Genomic DNA, 15489 nt, shown 5'->3' with positions numbered 1-15489 from the left:
CTCTGGGTATTGTTTAAATAACAACCTCGCACTTACACCTTTTAATGCCTTAATCATATCTGGTATATAATGCTGCGGACTACATTCTATGAGTAAGTGTATGTGGTCTAAATCTCCGTTGATTTCTTGTATCACAAACTCATTTTCTGTGGCAATCTTTTGCAATATTTCCACCAAACGTTGTTCTATTTTGTCAGTTAATATTTTGCGTCTATATTTCACACACCATACGATATGGTATTGAATAGAATAGACATAACCTCGTCCGTAGTGTATTTGTGCCATATATTATCACCTAATTGCAGGGTAACATGTGCATGAGTGAAAATTAATTTTTTATCTGGTTTTATAGCCACATGATAAATAACATATGTTATGCGTCCTTACTCATGACTAAAGTCACGAGAATGCAGACGCATATTTTCTTCAATAATAATAAAGATTTTGTAAAGTTGTTCATATGTCAACAATCGACTATAATGGAAGCACAATATTTGCTTGAGGTGATCCATATGTCAAAAGAAAGTTCATTTGATATCGTATCAAAAGTCGATTTGTCGGAAGTGACGAACGCCGTCAACATCGCGCTAAAAGAAATTCAAAATCGCTATGACTTTAAAGGGAGCAAAAGCGACATTTCGCTTGAAAAAGACGAGCTTATTCTTATTTCCGACGACGAGTTCAAACTAGAACAACTGAAAGATGTGCTTATCGGAAAGCTCATTAAACGAGGTGTACCAACGAAAAACATTCAATACGGAAAAGTAGAACCTGCTTCAGGCGGAACGGTACGCCAACGCGCGAAACTCGTCCAAGGCATCGACAAAGACAACGCGAAAAAAATTAACACAATCATTAAAAATACAGGTTTAAAAGTGAAAAGTCAAATTCAAGAAGACCAAATTCGCGTCAGCGGCAAAAGTAAAGACGATTTACAAAAAGTCATCGCCGCCATTCGCGAAGCAGATTTGCCGATCGACGTCCAATTCGTCAACTACCGTTAAGAAGGCTATGCGCCTTCTTTTTTTCTTTTTCCGAATAAAATAGTTGAATATTTCTAAAAAATCAGTTACATTTATGAGTAACTTCATACACATCATCTTATCGAGAGAAGGGGAGGGACTGGCCCGATGAACCTTCAGCAACCTGACGATCGTCAAGGTGCTAAGTCCAGACAAGCGATTCGCTTGGAAGATAAGAAGGAGCGTGCGACGTCTTCTTCTTATGGAGAAGGCTTTTTTATTTGAAAAAGAAACGGAGGAATGGACGTGGGATTGCTAGATGATTTAAAAGAACGCATCGTCATCGCCGATGGAGCGATGGGGACGTTATTATATGCGCACGGCATCGATCGTTGTTTTGAAGAATTAAATGTGACAAAGCCTGAGGAAATCGTTCATATTCACGAAGCGTATATCGATGCAGGAGCTGAAGTCATCCAGACGAATACGTACGGAGCGAACTATGTAAAGCTCGCCCGCTACGGCTTGCAAGATGACGTCAAACAAATAAACGAAGCAGCCGTTCGGCTCGCCAAGCAAGCGGCGCAAGGACGCGCCTATGTGCTCGGCACAATTGGGGGACTCCGCAGCACAAATAAAAGCACCATTTCGCTCGAAGAAGCGAAACGAACGTTTCGCGAGCAGCTGTACGCGCTGTTAAACGAAGGCGTCGATGGCCTGCTGCTTGAGACGTATTACGATTTTGAAGAACTGCAAACCGTTCTTTCCATCGCTCGTAAAGAAACGACGTTGCCGCTCATCGCCCACGTCACCTTGCATGACATTGGCGTCTTGCAACATGGGATCTCGCTTGCCGATGCGCTTCATCAATTAGAGCAACTTGGCGCCGATGTCGTTGGCTTAAACTGCCATCTCGGTCCGTATCATATGTTGCGCTCGCTTGAAGAAGTGCCGATTCCGACGCGCGCCTTTTTATCGGTGTACCCAAACGCAAGCTTGCCGCAATATCGCGACGGACGGTTCGTTTATGAAACGAGCGAACAATATTTTGAAGAAACAGCGCGCGCCTTTCGCGATCAAGGAGTTCGACTCATCGGCGGATGTTGTGGAACGACGCCGAAACATATTTCCGCCATCGCTCGCGCCCTGTCCGACCGCACACCTGTATATGAAAAAAAAGTGAAACAACGGCATACAATCGTCGTGCAAGAAGCGGAACGGGCGAAAGAACCTTCCTTAGCCGACATCGCCCGCACGCGCCGTTCGATCATCGTCGAGCTCGATCCACCAAAAAAGCTCGGCTTAACAACATTTTTAGAAGGCGCCAAAGCGTTGAAAGAAGCACATATTGATGCGTTAACGCTTGCTGACAATTCGCTAGCAACACCGCGCATTAGCAACGTCGCTGTCGGAACGATCGTCAAACAACAGCTCGGCATGCGGCCGCTTATTCACATCACATGCCGCGACCGCAATTTAATCGGCTTACAGTCGCACTTAATGGGGCTTCATACGCTCGGCATGACCGATGTGCTCGCTTTAACCGGCGATCCATCAAAAGTCGGCGACTTTCCAGGGGCGACATCCGTCTACGATTTATCATCGTTTGACTTAATTTCGTTAATTCGTCAATTTAACGAAGGGCTTTCGTATTCTGGAAAACCGCTCGGACAAAAAACGAACTTTTCCATCGCTGCGGCCTTTAATCCGAACGTACGCCATTTAGATAAAGCGGTGAAACGGCTAGAGAAAAAAATTGAATGCGGAGCGCACTATTTTTTAACGCAGCCGCTATATAGCGAAAAACAAATCGAAGACGTATACGAGGCGACAAAACATTTGGCGACGCCAATTTACATCGGCATTATGCCGCTTACAAGCGCTAGAAACGCCGACTTTTTGCACCATGAAGTGCCAGGCATTACCCTTTCCGATCACATTCGTGCGCGCATGGCTGCTTGCGCAAACGACCCTGTCCAATCGACAAAAGAAGGGTTAGCGATTGCAAAAGCGCTCATCGATGCGGCGTTCGATTTATTCCAAGGCATATATTTCATCACACCATTTTTACGTTACGATATGACGGTCGAACTCGTTCGCTACACGCACGAAAAAGAGCGGCTCAAAAAAGAAAGGACGGTTTACCATGGCTAGTTTACTCGAACAGCTCGAAAAGAAAATTTTAATTATTGACGGGGCAATGGGAACGATGATTCAAGCCGCCAACTTAACAGCGGATGACTTTGGCGGTGAAGCGTACGAGGGATGCAATGAATATTTGACGATCACCGCGCCAGAAGTCATTGCCCACATTCATGAAGCTTATTTTGAAGCGGGTGCGGACATCGTCGAAACGAATACGTTTGGCGCAACGAACATCGTATTAGATGAATACAATCTCGGACATATCGCCCTTGAGTTAAATATCGAAGCGGCAAAGCTCGCTAAGCGAATCGCGGAGCAATATTCAACGAGCGATTGGCCACGCTTCGTTGCTGGTTCGATGGGACCGACGACGAAAACGTTATCTGTCACAGGCGGAACGACGTTTTCTGAACTTGTCGCCGCATACGAACAACAAGCGCGCGGACTACTACTTGGCGGCGTCGATCTTCTTTTATTAGAAACGTGCCAAGATACGTTAAACGTCAAAGCCGCTTTTCTCGGCATAACCGAAGCGTTTAAAACGGTCGGAAAACAAGTGCCGCTTATGATTTCTGGAACGATTGAGCCGATGGGCACAACGCTTGCCGGACAGACGATCGAATCGTTTTTTATTTCGATTCAACATATGAAACCATTTGCCGTCGGCTTAAACTGTGCAACCGGTCCAGAATTTATGACCGATCATTTGCGCACGCTCGCTTCATTAGCGAACACCGCCGTCAGCTGTTATCCAAACGCCGGTCTTCCGGACGAAGAAGGATGTTATCACGAAACGCCAGACATGCTCGCGAAAAAAATTCGCCAATTTGCCGAAAAAGGATGGCTAAATATCGTCGGCGGCTGTTGCGGTACGACGCCTGAACATATTCGCGCCATCGCTGAAGCCGTTCGCGACGTGCCACCGCGCGTCATTCCGAAACAGTTTCCGATGCATGCCGTCTCTGGCATTGATGCGCTCATTTACGATGAGACGATGCGCCCGCTTTTTGTTGGGGAACGAACGAACGTCATCGGTTCGCGCAAATTTAAGCGGCTCATTGCGGAAGGAAAATATGAAGAAGCGGCAGAAATTGCTCGCGCTCAAGTGAAAAACGGGGCGCACGTCATCGACATTTGTTTAGCCGACCCTGACCGCGATGAAAAAGAAGATATGGAGCAATTTATTCAACAAGTCGTGAAAAAAGTGAAAGTGCCGCTCGTCATCGACTCGACAGACGAAGACGTCATCGCCTGCGCTTTATCGTATTCACAAGGAAAAGCAATTATTAACTCCATTAACTTAGAAGATGGCGAAGAACGATTTGAAAAAATTGTTCCCCTTCTCCATCAATATGGGGCGGCTGTTGTTGTCGGCACAATTGACGAACAAGGAATGGCCATTGATGCAAAACGAAAGCTTGACATCGCCCTTCGCTCGTACGATTTGCTCGTCAACAAATACGGGGTCTCACCGCACGACATTATTTTCGATCCGCTCGTATTTCCGATCGGTACGGGAGATGAGCAATATATTGGCGCAGCAAAAGAAACGATTGAGGGCATTCGTCTCATTAAACAACATTTACCTAACTGCTTAACGATGCTCGGCATTAGCAACGTCTCATTCGGCTTGCCACCTGTCGGACGCGAAGTGTTAAACTCCGTCTTTTTATACTATTGCACGCAAGCAGGGCTTGATTATGCGATCGTGAATACGGAAAAATTAGAGCGGTTCGCTTCCATTCCGGAAGAAGAAGTGCGCTTAGCGGAGGCGTTGTTATTTAACACAAACGATGAGACATTAAACGCATTTATTCAATTTTATCGCGATAAAACGAAGCAGCCGAAACAGACGAATACGAATATGACGCTAGAAGAGCGGCTTGCGACATACGTCATTGAAGGAACGAAAGACGGGCTCACGGAAGACTTAACGCTCGCCTTGCAATCGTACAGTCCGCTCGACATTATTAACGGTCCGCTTATGAACGGCATGGATGAAGTCGGCCGTCTATTTAACGATAACCAGCTCATCGTTGCGGAAGTGTTGCAAAGCGCGGAAGTGATGAAGGCGGCAGTCGCCTTTTTAGAGCCGTATATGGAGAAAAACGAAACGAGCGTAAAAGGAAAGGTGCTTCTTGCAACCGTCAAAGGCGATGTGCATGACATCGGCAAAAATTTAGTCGATATCATTTTAAGCAACAACGGCTTTCACGTCGTCGATTTAGGCATTAAAGTGACACCGCAACAGCTCATCGAAGCGGTGCGCCGCGAGAAGCCGAATATGATCGGATTATCTGGATTGCTTGTGAAATCAGCACAACAAATGGTGCTTACCGCACAAGACTTAAAACAAACTGGCATTTCGTTGCCGATTTTAGTCGGCGGCGCCGCTTTATCGCGCAAGTTTACCGATACAAAAATTGCACCTGAATATGACGGCATCGTTTTGTACGCCAAAGATGCGATGGAAGGATTGACGCTCGCCAACCGCATCGTCCAACAAGACATCGTCTATGAGAAAAAAGAAAAAGTCGAACAAACACCAAAACGACAAAGCGCTGTCGCTGTTAAGACGAAATCGCATGTGAAACCAGCGCCTATTTACGTTCCAACCGATACCGAGCGCCATATATTAAAAGACATTCCGCTTTCACACATTGAACCGTACGTCAATTGGCAAATGTTGCTCGGACACCATCTCGGTTTAAAAGGAAACGTCAAACAGCTGTTGGCGGAAGGAAATGAAAAAGCGATCATGTTAAAAGAGCTCATCGATGAATTACTTGCCGAGGCAAAACAAACAAGTTCGCTTGCACCAAAAGCAGTATATCAATTTTTCCCAGCAACAAGCGACGGCGATACGGTGATCATTTACGATCCGCGCGATCAACAAACGGTCATTGAGACGTTTACGTTTCCAAGACAAACGAAAGCACCGTATTTATGTTTAGCAGACTATCTTTCTAGCGAACAAATCGACTACGTCGGGCTATTTGCCGTTACCGCCGGGGCAGGCGTGCGCGATCTCGCTCAACATTTTAAACGAGAAGGACAGTTTTTAAAAAGCCATGCGATTCAAGCGTTAGCGCTTGAACTAGCGGAAGGATTAGCGGAGAGGGTTCATCAAATTATGCGCGACCGCTGGGGATTTCCTGATTCGCCCGATTTTACAATGGAAGAACGGTTTGCGGCAAAATACCAAGGACAACGTTTTTCTTTCGGCTACCCTGCTTGTCCAAATCTAGAAGACCAAGAAAAACTTTTTCGCCTATTGCGTCCAGAAGAAATTGGCATTCATTTAACAGAAGGCTATATGATGGAACCGGAAGCGTCTGTCTCCGCCATCGTCTTCGCTCATCCAGAAGCAAGATATTTTAACGTGTTATGAAAAAGCTGACTAAAGTCAGCTTTTTCACACAATACGATCGGGTAAATAATATTCACGAACACTTGCGCAAGGAAGCCCCTGCCTTAAGGCACGGGGAGGAATTGCGCCTTACGCAATGTTCATTCCCTCCCTTCGATATGTGTATCCGTCGAATCGCTGAATGACTTGGACATATCTATAATTTATTCCTTGTGCGATACGCTTTCCGTCCTTGCCTTTAATGTCGAAACTTCCAGTCTTTCTACATGCGACTTCGCCAAACCAACCGCCTTGATATTTCCCTCTTGGGATAACAGCCTTAACCATGTCCCCTGTTTGAAAACCAAAGAAGAACTTTTGTCTTGCCAAAAATCCTCTTGGAAAGCCATACTTATCAAGATTTGTACGAGAGCGACTTCCGCGTCCTTTTGCCTTGATAAATAATGCTTCTTTTGTTTTGAAATGCAATTGGAGTGGCGTGCTTTCGCCTACACAACAAGCATCAAAATAGTGAATTTTCGGTAGTCCTAATCGTATTCGATTCATTTTCGTTCGTGCGCCTGTTCCACACTCTACTTCGCATCCGCTTTGTTTTAACACTTCATACACTTTCCATCGAGTGGCATTCACTACACTTGCGTCTTTTAGCGTTTTTTTGACCATTTCTTGAATATGTGGATACCCGAATTCTTCTGCTGTCTTACTTCCTTTGCGCTGATTACAGTCATGACAGGCAAGACATAGGTTATCCACTCGGTCTGTTCCACCTCTCGATTTTGGAATGATATGCTCGATTTCAAGCGGAACGCCTTCTTTTCCACAATAACAGCATTTTCGTCCAAACTTTTCGAGCAAATACTCCCGTACTTCATATCCTTGTAGCGTACCTTGTTGATACTCTACACCATTGATTTCAGGATTTCGCATGAGTTGCGTGTCAAACTTTGCGTTCTCGTACGATATATGCTCAATCGGACATATCTTCCTTAAACGTTCCACCCATGTTTGAATATTTTGCACACGACTCTCTAACGATGGTGGCAACCACCCGTCTTTTCTCCTACGATTAAGAAAACGTGGTTTTCTGTATCGAGTTTTTCGCTTTCTTCTTGCACGACGAAACGCCCGTCTTTTGTCTAATCGCTCTTTGATGTCTGTGCGATGGTCAAGTTGTGCAAGCCACAACACTTCTTCTCCTCGCACAATCGCAAGTCCTGTGTGTTTACTTCCGTAATCGATTTTGAGCCGATACGGTGTTTTCGGTCGAAAATTATCGACAATTTCTTTTAAAATAATCGTAAATGGATAGCGTTTGTAGATCGCTGCTTTTCCTTGCTTTAATAACTTTCTTGCGACCGCCTCATGACAAGGGGCGAGTGGACGCTTATTTGTATCTAATACAAAAACCATAGGGTTCTCCCCTTTCCTCTGCATAAAGCAGGTCATATTCTCCTCGACCATGTTATAGATGCTTGTTATATGCAAGACACTAGCGCCACCCACCACGCTTGTTTAATCTTGCACGACAGAGGAACGGGCTGGAGAAGCACCCGAACGTGTCATGACATCTATAACGTAGGCTCTGTTTCAAGCCTTGGTCTGGTCAACATGGGGCTTACAAGCCCATGACTTTAGTCATTGGGTTGTTGACATGCTAGTTTTTTAAAATCCTTTTCATTCCATGTGACGACCGCTTGTACGGTAGGAGAATGTTTCATCATCTTTGGCGAGGAGACCCCGACTTCTAAGCGAGAGCGAAAGTCGGGGAGGAATCGCCCTTCCTTCTTTCTTTTGTATATGATAAAATAAGAATATGGAGAAAACCGTTGAATCAAGGCACTCCAATCCCCGTTACTCGATGTAGGGAGTTGGTTGCAGGAAACGTTGCAACCGTAAAACATCGAGCGTACATCCGTCTGTTGTGCGTGGAAGTCAAGTACTGCCTACAGACATGCCGAGCCACTCGGTAGCGATATAGGCATGACCTATGTCGTTGGGTAGTTGTCAACCTGCCCCTGATGCAACCCCAAGTCAGGGAAGGAGGACGAAGTCCGTTCGCACTTCTGGGGAGTTGCAAGCCCCCGCTTCAAGCGTTAGCTAAGTGGGGGTAGTTGACAAGCGAGCTAAGATAAGCATCCGCAAAGTCAACACGATGCTTTCCATAACTCGCTATCGCTTGCAACACAACTTCTTTATCGATCGTTTTTATACAAGGAGCCTCAACGAGCTGTGTTAAACGTTCAGCTATTTCTTCTTTCCGATAACCGTAACGTTTTGACTCGAGAACCCAACAACATTCTGCAATCACTAACGGATGTAGTACAAACGACAGTTCTCCATTTACCGCCTTTTCGAATAAGCGATAAGCAATTGGTGATTGGATTTTATCATCGTTAGTTAAAAAACGAACAATTACATTTGCATCTAAAATGTACATCGTTCATCTTCTTTCTTTTGCTTGCTAGCAAGCCATTGTTCTCTAGCTTCTTTTCGAATGTCCTCCCAATTCATATCTTTCTGTTCCCGCTTTGGTGGCATGCTTCCAAATAACGATAGTAACGAATCTTTCTTTCTCACTTTCAACGTTACTTCTTGATTTTCGCCATAAACAAACACAACTTGATCGCCCGGTTCTGCTCCAAGCAATTCTCTCACCTTCGTCGGGATCGTCACCTGATGTTTCGAAGAGAGCGTCGACGAATAAACATATGTGTTATTTTCCATCGTATCCCCCCCAAAAATATTCTTTACTTTTATTTTATCTTTACATTACTCAATGGTAAAGATGAAATACCATCTACAAATCAATCCCTTTTATCGCATGAACGCCTTCATGGTAATAATGTTTCACTTCTTTCATTTCCGTCACTAAATCAGCAAGTTGAATGATGTCCTCTTTTGCACCTCTCCCTGTTACGACAACGTGCGTATGCGCTGGCTTGTTCGTTAACGTATGTACAACGTCATAAAGCGGCAACACATCATCGATCGGAAACGACGTAATCGCTAACGCTACATTTAATTCGTCTAAAATGATCACATCATATCGTCCGGAAACAATGTGTTTTTTCGCAAGCTCCCATCCTTTTTGTAACGCTTCGCGATGCTCCTCTGGCGTTTTCGTCCACGTAAATCCAACACCTGTTTGATGTACGTCAATACCGAGTTGCTGTAACGTTTTCGCCTCGCCATATGGACGATGCGGTGACTTAATGAATTGAATGACGATAACTTTTTTTCCGTGGCCTGCAGCGCGAACAGCAAGTCCGACCGCTGCAGTTGTTTTTCCTTTTCCGTCCCCTGTGTAGACGATCACCATATTTCTTCCACCCACTTTAACTTGTCATGTAATTGTACAACATCGCCAACAACAATGATGGCCGGGGAAGAAAAGTTGTGCTCCTGCACGAGATGGACGATCGTTTGCAACGTACCGACGACCGTCCGCTGCTTATTTGTCGTTGCCCATTCAATGACCGCCACCGGCGTATGCTCATCTTTTCCATGACGTTTCAGCTGTTCGCAAATGTAAGCGATATTTGCCATCCCCATATAAAATACGATCGTATCTGTCGCTTGACTTAATGCATCCCAACGAATGCGATCGCGCTCTCCGCTTTGATGTCCAGCGATGAACGTCACCCCGCCCGCATAGTTGCGATGCGTCACAGGAATGCCAGCGTACGCTGGCGCAGCCACACCAGCTGTCACCCCGGGGACAATTTCATACGGAATGCCGTGTGCCCGCAAATGTTCTGCCTCCTCTCCACCGCGACCGAAAATAAATGGATCACCGCCTTTTAATCGAACAACCGTTTTTCCTTGCAAGGCATGTTCCACAAGCCATTCGTGAATTTGTTGTTGAATGTTTCCATGTTTTTTCGGTTCTTTTCCACAATATACAAATTCTGTCCCTTCTTTCGCGTAAGCCAACAGTTCGCGACTAATGAGGCGATCGTAAATAATAACGTCCGCCTTTTCAATACATTCTCGTCCATAAACAGTAATGAGCTTCGGATTCCCTGGGCCTGCGCCAACAATATATACTTTTCCTTTATTCATGATGATCACTCCCTGTTGATACGTTCGCAGAGGAAAATGTCGCCATGTGAAGCATCGCCATCGCCATATGGACAATTGGAAATGCTACCGCTGCCCCGCTTCCTTCACCAAGACGCATATGCAAGCGAACGAGCGGCTCTTTGTTTAATAACTGCAATGCGACGTGATGTCCCGGTTCGACAGATTCATGACCAGCAATCATATAATGGACAACTTGCTCATTCAACCGCTGCGCAATAAGTGCAGCAACCGTACAAATAAAACCGTCAAGCAAAATCGGAACATGCCGTTCTGCTGCTGCAAGCATCGCACCAGCCATCGCTGCAATTTCAAGTCCACCGATTTTTGTTAATAAATCCAACGGATCGGACGCGTTCGGCTGATGAAGCATAAGTGCTCGTTCAATAACCGCTCGCTTATGTGCAATGGCTTCATCATGAATACCTGTTCCTTTGCCGACAAGTTCAGCCACGCAGCGACCGCTCATCGCTGCCAACAATGCACTTGCTGTTGTCGTATTGCCGATCCCCATCTCTCCAACGATGAGACACCGAATACCGCGATCAATCATGGCGCTCGCTTGTCGATATCCAGCTTGTACTGCCCTCTCTACTTCTTCTTTTGTCATCGCTTGCTCATGTGCAAAATTTTTCGTTCCATATGCCACTTTCTCATTGATGACACCTTCTTCATCCACATCAACCGCCACACCAACATCAACGACCGCAAATATAGCACCAATTTGTTGACTGAATACGTTAATGGCCGCCCCGCCACGCACAAAATTTAGCACCATTTGTGTGGTCACTTCTTGCGGATACGCAGACACTCCTTCTTTTGCGATGCCATGGTCAGCTGCAAATACAAGCACGCCAGGCGGTGTCACACGTGGAAAACGCTCCCCTGTCATTTTTGCAATCTCGATCGCTAATTCCTCAAGACGCCCAAGACTGCCGCGCGGTTTTGTTAATTGGTCAATATAATTGCGCACTTCTTCCCCGATTTGTTCATAAAGCATGGTGTTCTCCCCCTTGAAATTCGATCATTTTTCGTTCAATCGCTTTCACATCGACATGTTTTTCAACACAATCAGCTAAGTCATCAAATGCTTGCGCACGCAATTCCCGATAATGTGGACGCTCCATTAACGGTGAAAGTTGTTTTTTTCTTCGCACACTATTTAATAAATGGTGCCGAAACATATCGTTATGAAACAAGTCATGCATATATGTTCCGATGACGCGCTCATCTTTCGTTTTACACCCATCCGTTTTTCCGCTTAATAAAATAAGCGGCTCACCTTGTTTCACAAGTGAACGCCCCATATGAATTTCGTACCCTTTTACATCAAACATTTCGTTTTTGTACACCAACATCCCTTCACATAGCACTGTCGTTTTTTCACAAGCGAGCGTCGTTTCAACCGGCAACAAGCTTAATCCAGCAACAGCATCAAGTGGTGTTTCGACATGAAATGGATCTTTAATACGTTCGCCAAGCATTTGATAGCCGCCACAAATGCCGACGATCGTCACATCCGTTCGTTCATATAAGCGTCGGATAGCAGAAAATAAGCCCGTTTCTTTTAAAAAACAAACGTCTTCGATCGTATTTTTACTTCCAGGCAAAATGAGTATATCAGGCTCACCTAACATAGCATGATCGGTCACGAAGCGCACCGAACAATCTGCTTCAGCAAAAAATGGATCGATATCTGTAAAGTTCGACAGGCGTGGATATTGAATAACTGCGATGTCAATTGCTTTCGTCTCATCTTTTTTCGTCGCATAACGGGAAAGGACGACCGAATCTTCAGCATCGATGCGCGTATGCATGTACGGCACGACACCGATCACCGGCACACCTGTATATTGCTCAAACCAATGCAAACCGGGCTGAAGAAGCGAAAGATCGCCGCGAAATTTATTAATGATCACCCCGATGACGCGTTTCCGGTCTTCTTCCTCCAATAGTTGCAACGTACCAACTAAACTCGCAAACACCCCTCCGCGCTCAATATCACCAATTAGCACGACAGGGGCGTTTGCCATGCGGGCGATGCGCATATTCACAAGCTCGCGATCATTCAAATTCACTTCCGCTGGACTGCCAGCTCCTTCGATCACAAGGCGGTCATATTGTTCCATTAACGTATGGAGAGACTGTCGAATAAGTTCCAGTCCGACGTCAAAAAACTCGTTTCGGTACGTGCTCGCTTTCATATTTTCATACGGTTTCCCATGTACAACAATTTGCGCTTCTTGATCGCGGCTTGGCTTAATTAAAATCGGATTCATATGCGTCGTCGCGACAACACCCGCTGCCTCCGCCTGAACTCCTTGTGCACGTCCAATTTCTTTTCCGTCAATCGTCACGTACGAATTAAGCGACATATTTTGCGATTTAAACGGCGCCGTCTTCCAACCGTTGCGCGCAAAGATGCGGCAAAAAGCGGTCGCGATGACGCTCTTTCCGGCATCCGAATGCGTTCCTTGAAACATAATCGGAAGCGCCTTACGCATCTCTCTTCACCTCGCTACACGCCTTGAGCCATCGCTCAACAAGCAAAGGATTTGATGGAAAATAAAAATGAACGTAGCCGGCAATAAGACGTTTATCCATATAGCCATCTAATTTACATCCTCGCAACCCTTTCACTTCATATGCAAACTTTTCTTCTTTGCGTGGGACAAACGTCGAGTAATGAAATTCATGCCCTTTTGCTTTGTCATATTCAAGCAAAAAGTTCCCCTTTCGTCCCGTCACTTCACGATATCCGAGAGCAGCGAGCTTTTGCTGCATACGTACGTATCCTGGGATGACGCCGACCATCTCGTAATATTGCCCATCTGTAGTCACAATTCCTTCCGTTAAATACATAAATCCCCCACATTCTGCAAGCGTCGGCAAGCCGCGCTGAATCGCTGCGGCGACCGAGCGTTTTACTTCTTCATCACGCGCCAACTCCGCTGCAAATTCTTCTGGGAATCCTCCGCCAATATATAAACCGTGAACGTCATGTGGAACACGTTCACCTGCAAGTGGCGAGAAATAAACGAGCGTCGCCCCACAAGCCTGAAGCATCTCTAAATTTTCTTCGTAATAAAAATGAAATGCAGCGTCCTTCGCCACAGCAATGCGCACATCGTACGTTTGCTTCGGCTGAAAAAATGGAGCGCTCGTCAGCTCATTCGCCTCGGCTAAGTCCCATATCGCATCCAAATCAACCGTTTTCTCTATTCGCTTGCCAAGCTCATTAAAAAACGGCTGAAGTTCTCCCCGCTCGACAGAAGGAACGAGCCCTAAATGACGCTCTGGAATCGTCAAGTCAACCTCTTTTTGTAAATAACCGACGACAGGAATACGGCATTGTTGTTCAATCGCTTCTTTAACGAGCCGAAAATGCCCTTCACTTCCGACACGATTCGCGATCACCCCAACGATGCGAACGCGCTCATGAAACGATTGAAACCCGCGCACGACAGCCGCTGCACTTCGCGCCATCCCTGAACAGTCGACAACTAACAATACTAGGCTTTCCGTCATTATACTAATTTCTGCGGTCGATCCTTCATTTGTCGTCGCACGCTTTCCATCAAATAGCCCCATGACCCCTTCAATGATGGAAAGATGTGCCCCTTCGCCTCCCCGCTTGCACACATCGCGTACAATTTGCTCATTTCCCATCCAACTATCTAAATTGCGTGAGCGCCTTCCCGTCACCGCCGTATGATACGTCGGATCAATGTAATCCGGCCCACATTTGAATCCTTGAACAACGTATCCCCGCTGTTTGAACGCGCTCATTAAACCGAGCGTCACCGTCGTTTTTCCAACTCCGCTCCCCGTGCCAGCCACAACAATCCGCTTCATCGCTCTCCCTCCCATAGCGCAACGGAAATCGTGACGTTTCCGCTTTTTTTCTTCGTTAAAACGAGCTGTTGTTGTCCGCTATATCGCTTAGCGGCAGGCTCGCTTACCCCATATGCCCCCGTGTAACGAAACACCGTTTCCGACGGTTCATCGATCGGAACGTCGTTTAATTGTTCGGGCGTATAAAAAATAAGTGGCCACCCATATTTGTTTGCGACGGCTAATAAACCTTCTTCATCTTTTTTCAAATCAATTGTACATAACGCTTTCACGCTTTTTAGCGAAAAACGAAGCTGTTGTAACGTATCGCAAATGACTTGTTCAATTTCTTGTGCGCTTGTCCCACGATTACACCCGATGCCAATAACAATCACTTTCGGACGATACAACACTCCATGTTGTAAAATGGCTTGTTCCTCTTTCTCGAGCAGCCGATGCGTCACAACTAATGCTGCATCAGGCCTTGCTTTCAGCGCTTCCGCAATCGACCCATATGTACGAATGTTCGCTGGAAGCGGTGCATCATACGTCCACCAATGCCGCTCCCCTGATTCTTGTACAATCGCGACGTGTTGCTCGTTCACAACGGCAGCGCTCACAGGTGTTAAGTTTTCTTCGTTCTCCCACACCCATCCGAACGAGCGGCCAAATAAATCAACAGCAATTGTTTGTTGCACATCAGATGCTGTTGTAATAACTGGACGGGCATGCAGCAATGCCGCTACTTGGCGCGTTAATTCGTTTGCCCCACCTAAATGGCCGGACAACACACTAATGACATGCTCCGCTTTATCATCAATCACGACAACGGCTGGATCTGTTTTTTTATCTTTTAACAACGGCGCAATCATGCGTACAACGGCACCGAGCGAAATAATAAGAATGAGCCCGCGATACGTCGCAAACCACGTTGCTAAATGAACGCGAACGTTCCCTGAAAATAAACGAATACCTTTTTGCTCTTCGTCACCTTTGGCAAACTTATCCGTATAATAAATGTGCGCATCAGGAAGTTTTTCGTGCAGTTTTCTCGCTATTTCTACCCCATGCTTTGTAATCGCTACAACCGCATACATC

At 45.9% G+C, this 15489-nt stretch carries 13 protein-coding genes and 1 riboswitch; of the genes, 3 read left to right on the top strand and 10 right to left on the bottom strand.

Translation table 11 applies throughout. The features are described 5' to 3' along the window. Positions 1–285: IS200/IS605 family transposase (gene tnpA / locus BM213_RS06440; RefSeq protein WP_091702141.1), on the bottom strand; the 285-nt coding region annotated here is incomplete at its 3' end. A 227-nt stretch (positions 286–512) separates the two neighbouring features. Here tnpA and BM213_RS06435 point away from each other — a divergent pair. The 3 genes from BM213_RS06435 (at position 513) to metH (ending at position 6498) form a co-directional block, all read left to right on the top strand. Continuing rightward, positions 513–1004 (top strand): YajQ family cyclic di-GMP-binding protein, encoded by a 492-nt coding sequence (locus BM213_RS06435; RefSeq protein ID WP_003395448.1) that lies wholly within the window; start codon positions 513–515, stop codon positions 1002–1004. Between the two features lie 94 nt (positions 1005–1098). After that, positions 1099–1201: riboswitch (SAM riboswitch) on the top strand. Positions 1202–1268: 67 nt separating this feature from the next. Next, entirely contained in the window at positions 1269–3116 is a 1848-nt protein-coding gene (locus tag BM213_RS06430) for a bifunctional homocysteine S-methyltransferase/methylenetetrahydrofolate reductase (protein ID WP_091702138.1), read from the top strand. Beyond that, positions 3109–6498, top strand: a complete 3390-nt coding sequence (metH, locus tag BM213_RS06425; RefSeq protein ID WP_091702136.1) for a methionine synthase — start codon at positions 3109–3111, stop codon at positions 6496–6498. The genes BM213_RS06430 and metH overlap by 8 nt, the downstream gene beginning before the upstream one ends. A 108-nt stretch (positions 6499–6606) precedes the next feature. Here the strand turns inward: metH and iscB are convergent, their stop codons facing one another. From iscB to BM213_RS06375, 9 genes are all read right to left on the bottom strand, one after another. Continuing rightward, positions 6607–7887: an RNA-guided endonuclease IscB gene (gene iscB, locus BM213_RS06420; protein ID WP_091702133.1), complete on the bottom strand. Its 1281-nt coding sequence runs from the start codon at positions 7885–7887 to the stop codon at positions 6607–6609. A 676-nt stretch (positions 7888–8563) separates the two neighbouring features. Further along, the gene (locus BM213_RS06410) at positions 8564–8914 is read right to left on the bottom strand and encodes a PIN domain-containing protein (RefSeq protein ID WP_244149202.1); all 351 of its coding nucleotides are present in this window, start codon (positions 8912–8914) and stop codon (positions 8564–8566) included. Continuing rightward, the gene (locus tag BM213_RS06405) at positions 8902–9201 is read right to left on the bottom strand and encodes an AbrB/MazE/SpoVT family DNA-binding domain-containing protein (protein WP_064220496.1); all 300 of its coding nucleotides are present in this window, start codon (positions 9199–9201) and stop codon (positions 8902–8904) included. Before BM213_RS06405 ends, BM213_RS06410 begins: the two co-directional genes overlap by 13 nt. Positions 9202–9274: 73 nt before the next feature. After that, positions 9275–9796, bottom strand: coding sequence for a cob(I)yrinic acid a,c-diamide adenosyltransferase (gene cobO / locus BM213_RS06400; protein ID WP_091702130.1), 522 nt, complete (start codon positions 9794–9796; stop codon positions 9275–9277). After that, positions 9790–10539: a uroporphyrinogen-III C-methyltransferase gene (cobA, locus tag BM213_RS06395; protein WP_208601875.1), complete on the bottom strand. Its 750-nt coding sequence runs from the start codon at positions 10537–10539 to the stop codon at positions 9790–9792. The genes cobO and cobA overlap by 7 nt, the downstream gene beginning before the upstream one ends. Further along, entirely contained in the window at positions 10532–11557 is a 1026-nt protein-coding gene (cobT, locus tag BM213_RS06390; RefSeq protein WP_091702128.1) for a nicotinate-nucleotide--dimethylbenzimidazole phosphoribosyltransferase, read from the bottom strand. Before cobT ends, cobA begins: the two co-directional genes overlap by 8 nt. Further along, complete coding sequence (locus BM213_RS06385) at positions 11547–13061, bottom strand: cobyric acid synthase (RefSeq protein ID WP_091702125.1); 1515 nt, start codon at positions 13059–13061, stop codon at positions 11547–11549. Before BM213_RS06385 ends, cobT begins: the two co-directional genes overlap by 11 nt. Beyond that, on the bottom strand, positions 13054–14412 hold the full coding sequence (locus BM213_RS06380; protein ID WP_091702122.1) for a cobyrinic acid a,c-diamide synthase CobB: 1359 nt from the start codon (positions 14410–14412) through the stop codon (positions 13054–13056). The genes BM213_RS06385 and BM213_RS06380 overlap by 8 nt, the downstream gene beginning before the upstream one ends. After that, the gene (locus BM213_RS06375; protein WP_091702118.1) at positions 14409–15488 is read right to left on the bottom strand and encodes a cobalt-precorrin 5A hydrolase; all 1080 of its coding nucleotides are present in this window, start codon (positions 15486–15488) and stop codon (positions 14409–14411) included. Before BM213_RS06375 ends, BM213_RS06380 begins: the two co-directional genes overlap by 4 nt. Position 15489: the final 1 nt, after the last annotated feature.

The organism is Anoxybacillus pushchinoensis, assembly GCF_900111795.1.
GTDB lineage: Bacteria > Bacillota > Bacilli > Bacillales > Anoxybacillaceae > Anoxybacillus > Anoxybacillus pushchinoensis.
The sequence above is the reverse complement of the archived record's forward strand: the minus strand, read 5'-3'. Positions and strand labels throughout refer to the sequence as shown.

What these genes read in the sequence shown, in the direction of transcription:
- BM213_RS06435 (WP_003395448.1), top strand. Translation starts at nt 513, where the DNA reads ATGTCAAAAGAAAGTTCATTTGATATCGTATCAAAAGTCGATTTGTCG.
- metH (WP_091702136.1), top strand. Translation starts at nt 3,109, where the DNA reads ATGGCTAGTTTACTCGAACAGCTCGAAAAGAAAATTTTAATTATTGAC.
- iscB (WP_091702133.1), bottom strand. Translation starts at nt 7,887, where the DNA reads ATGGTTTTTGTATTAGATACAAATAAGCGTCCACTCGCCCCTTGTCAT.
- BM213_RS06410 (WP_244149202.1), bottom strand. Translation starts at nt 8,914, where the DNA reads ATGTACATTTTAGATGCAAATGTAATTGTTCGTTTTTTAACTAACGAT.
- BM213_RS06405 (WP_064220496.1), bottom strand. Translation starts at nt 9,201, where the DNA reads ATGGAAAATAACACATATGTTTATTCGTCGACGCTCTCTTCGAAACAT.
- cobO (WP_091702130.1), bottom strand. Translation starts at nt 9,796, where the DNA reads ATGGTGATCGTCTACACAGGGGACGGAAAAGGAAAAACAACTGCAGCG.
- cobA (WP_208601875.1), bottom strand. Translation starts at nt 10,539, where the DNA reads ATGAATAAAGGAAAAGTATATATTGTTGGCGCAGGCCCAGGGAATCCG.
- cobT (WP_091702128.1), bottom strand. Translation starts at nt 11,557, where the DNA reads ATGCTTTATGAACAAATCGGGGAAGAAGTGCGCAATTATATTGACCAA.
- BM213_RS06385 (WP_091702125.1), bottom strand. Translation starts at nt 13,061, where the DNA reads ATGCGTAAGGCGCTTCCGATTATGTTTCAAGGAACGCATTCGGATGCC.
- BM213_RS06380 (WP_091702122.1), bottom strand. Translation starts at nt 14,412, where the DNA reads ATGAAGCGGATTGTTGTGGCTGGCACGGGGAGCGGAGTTGGAAAAACG.
- BM213_RS06375 (WP_091702118.1), bottom strand. Translation starts at nt 15,488, where the DNA reads ATGTATGCGGTTGTAGCGATTACAAAGCATGGGGTAGAAATAGCGAGA.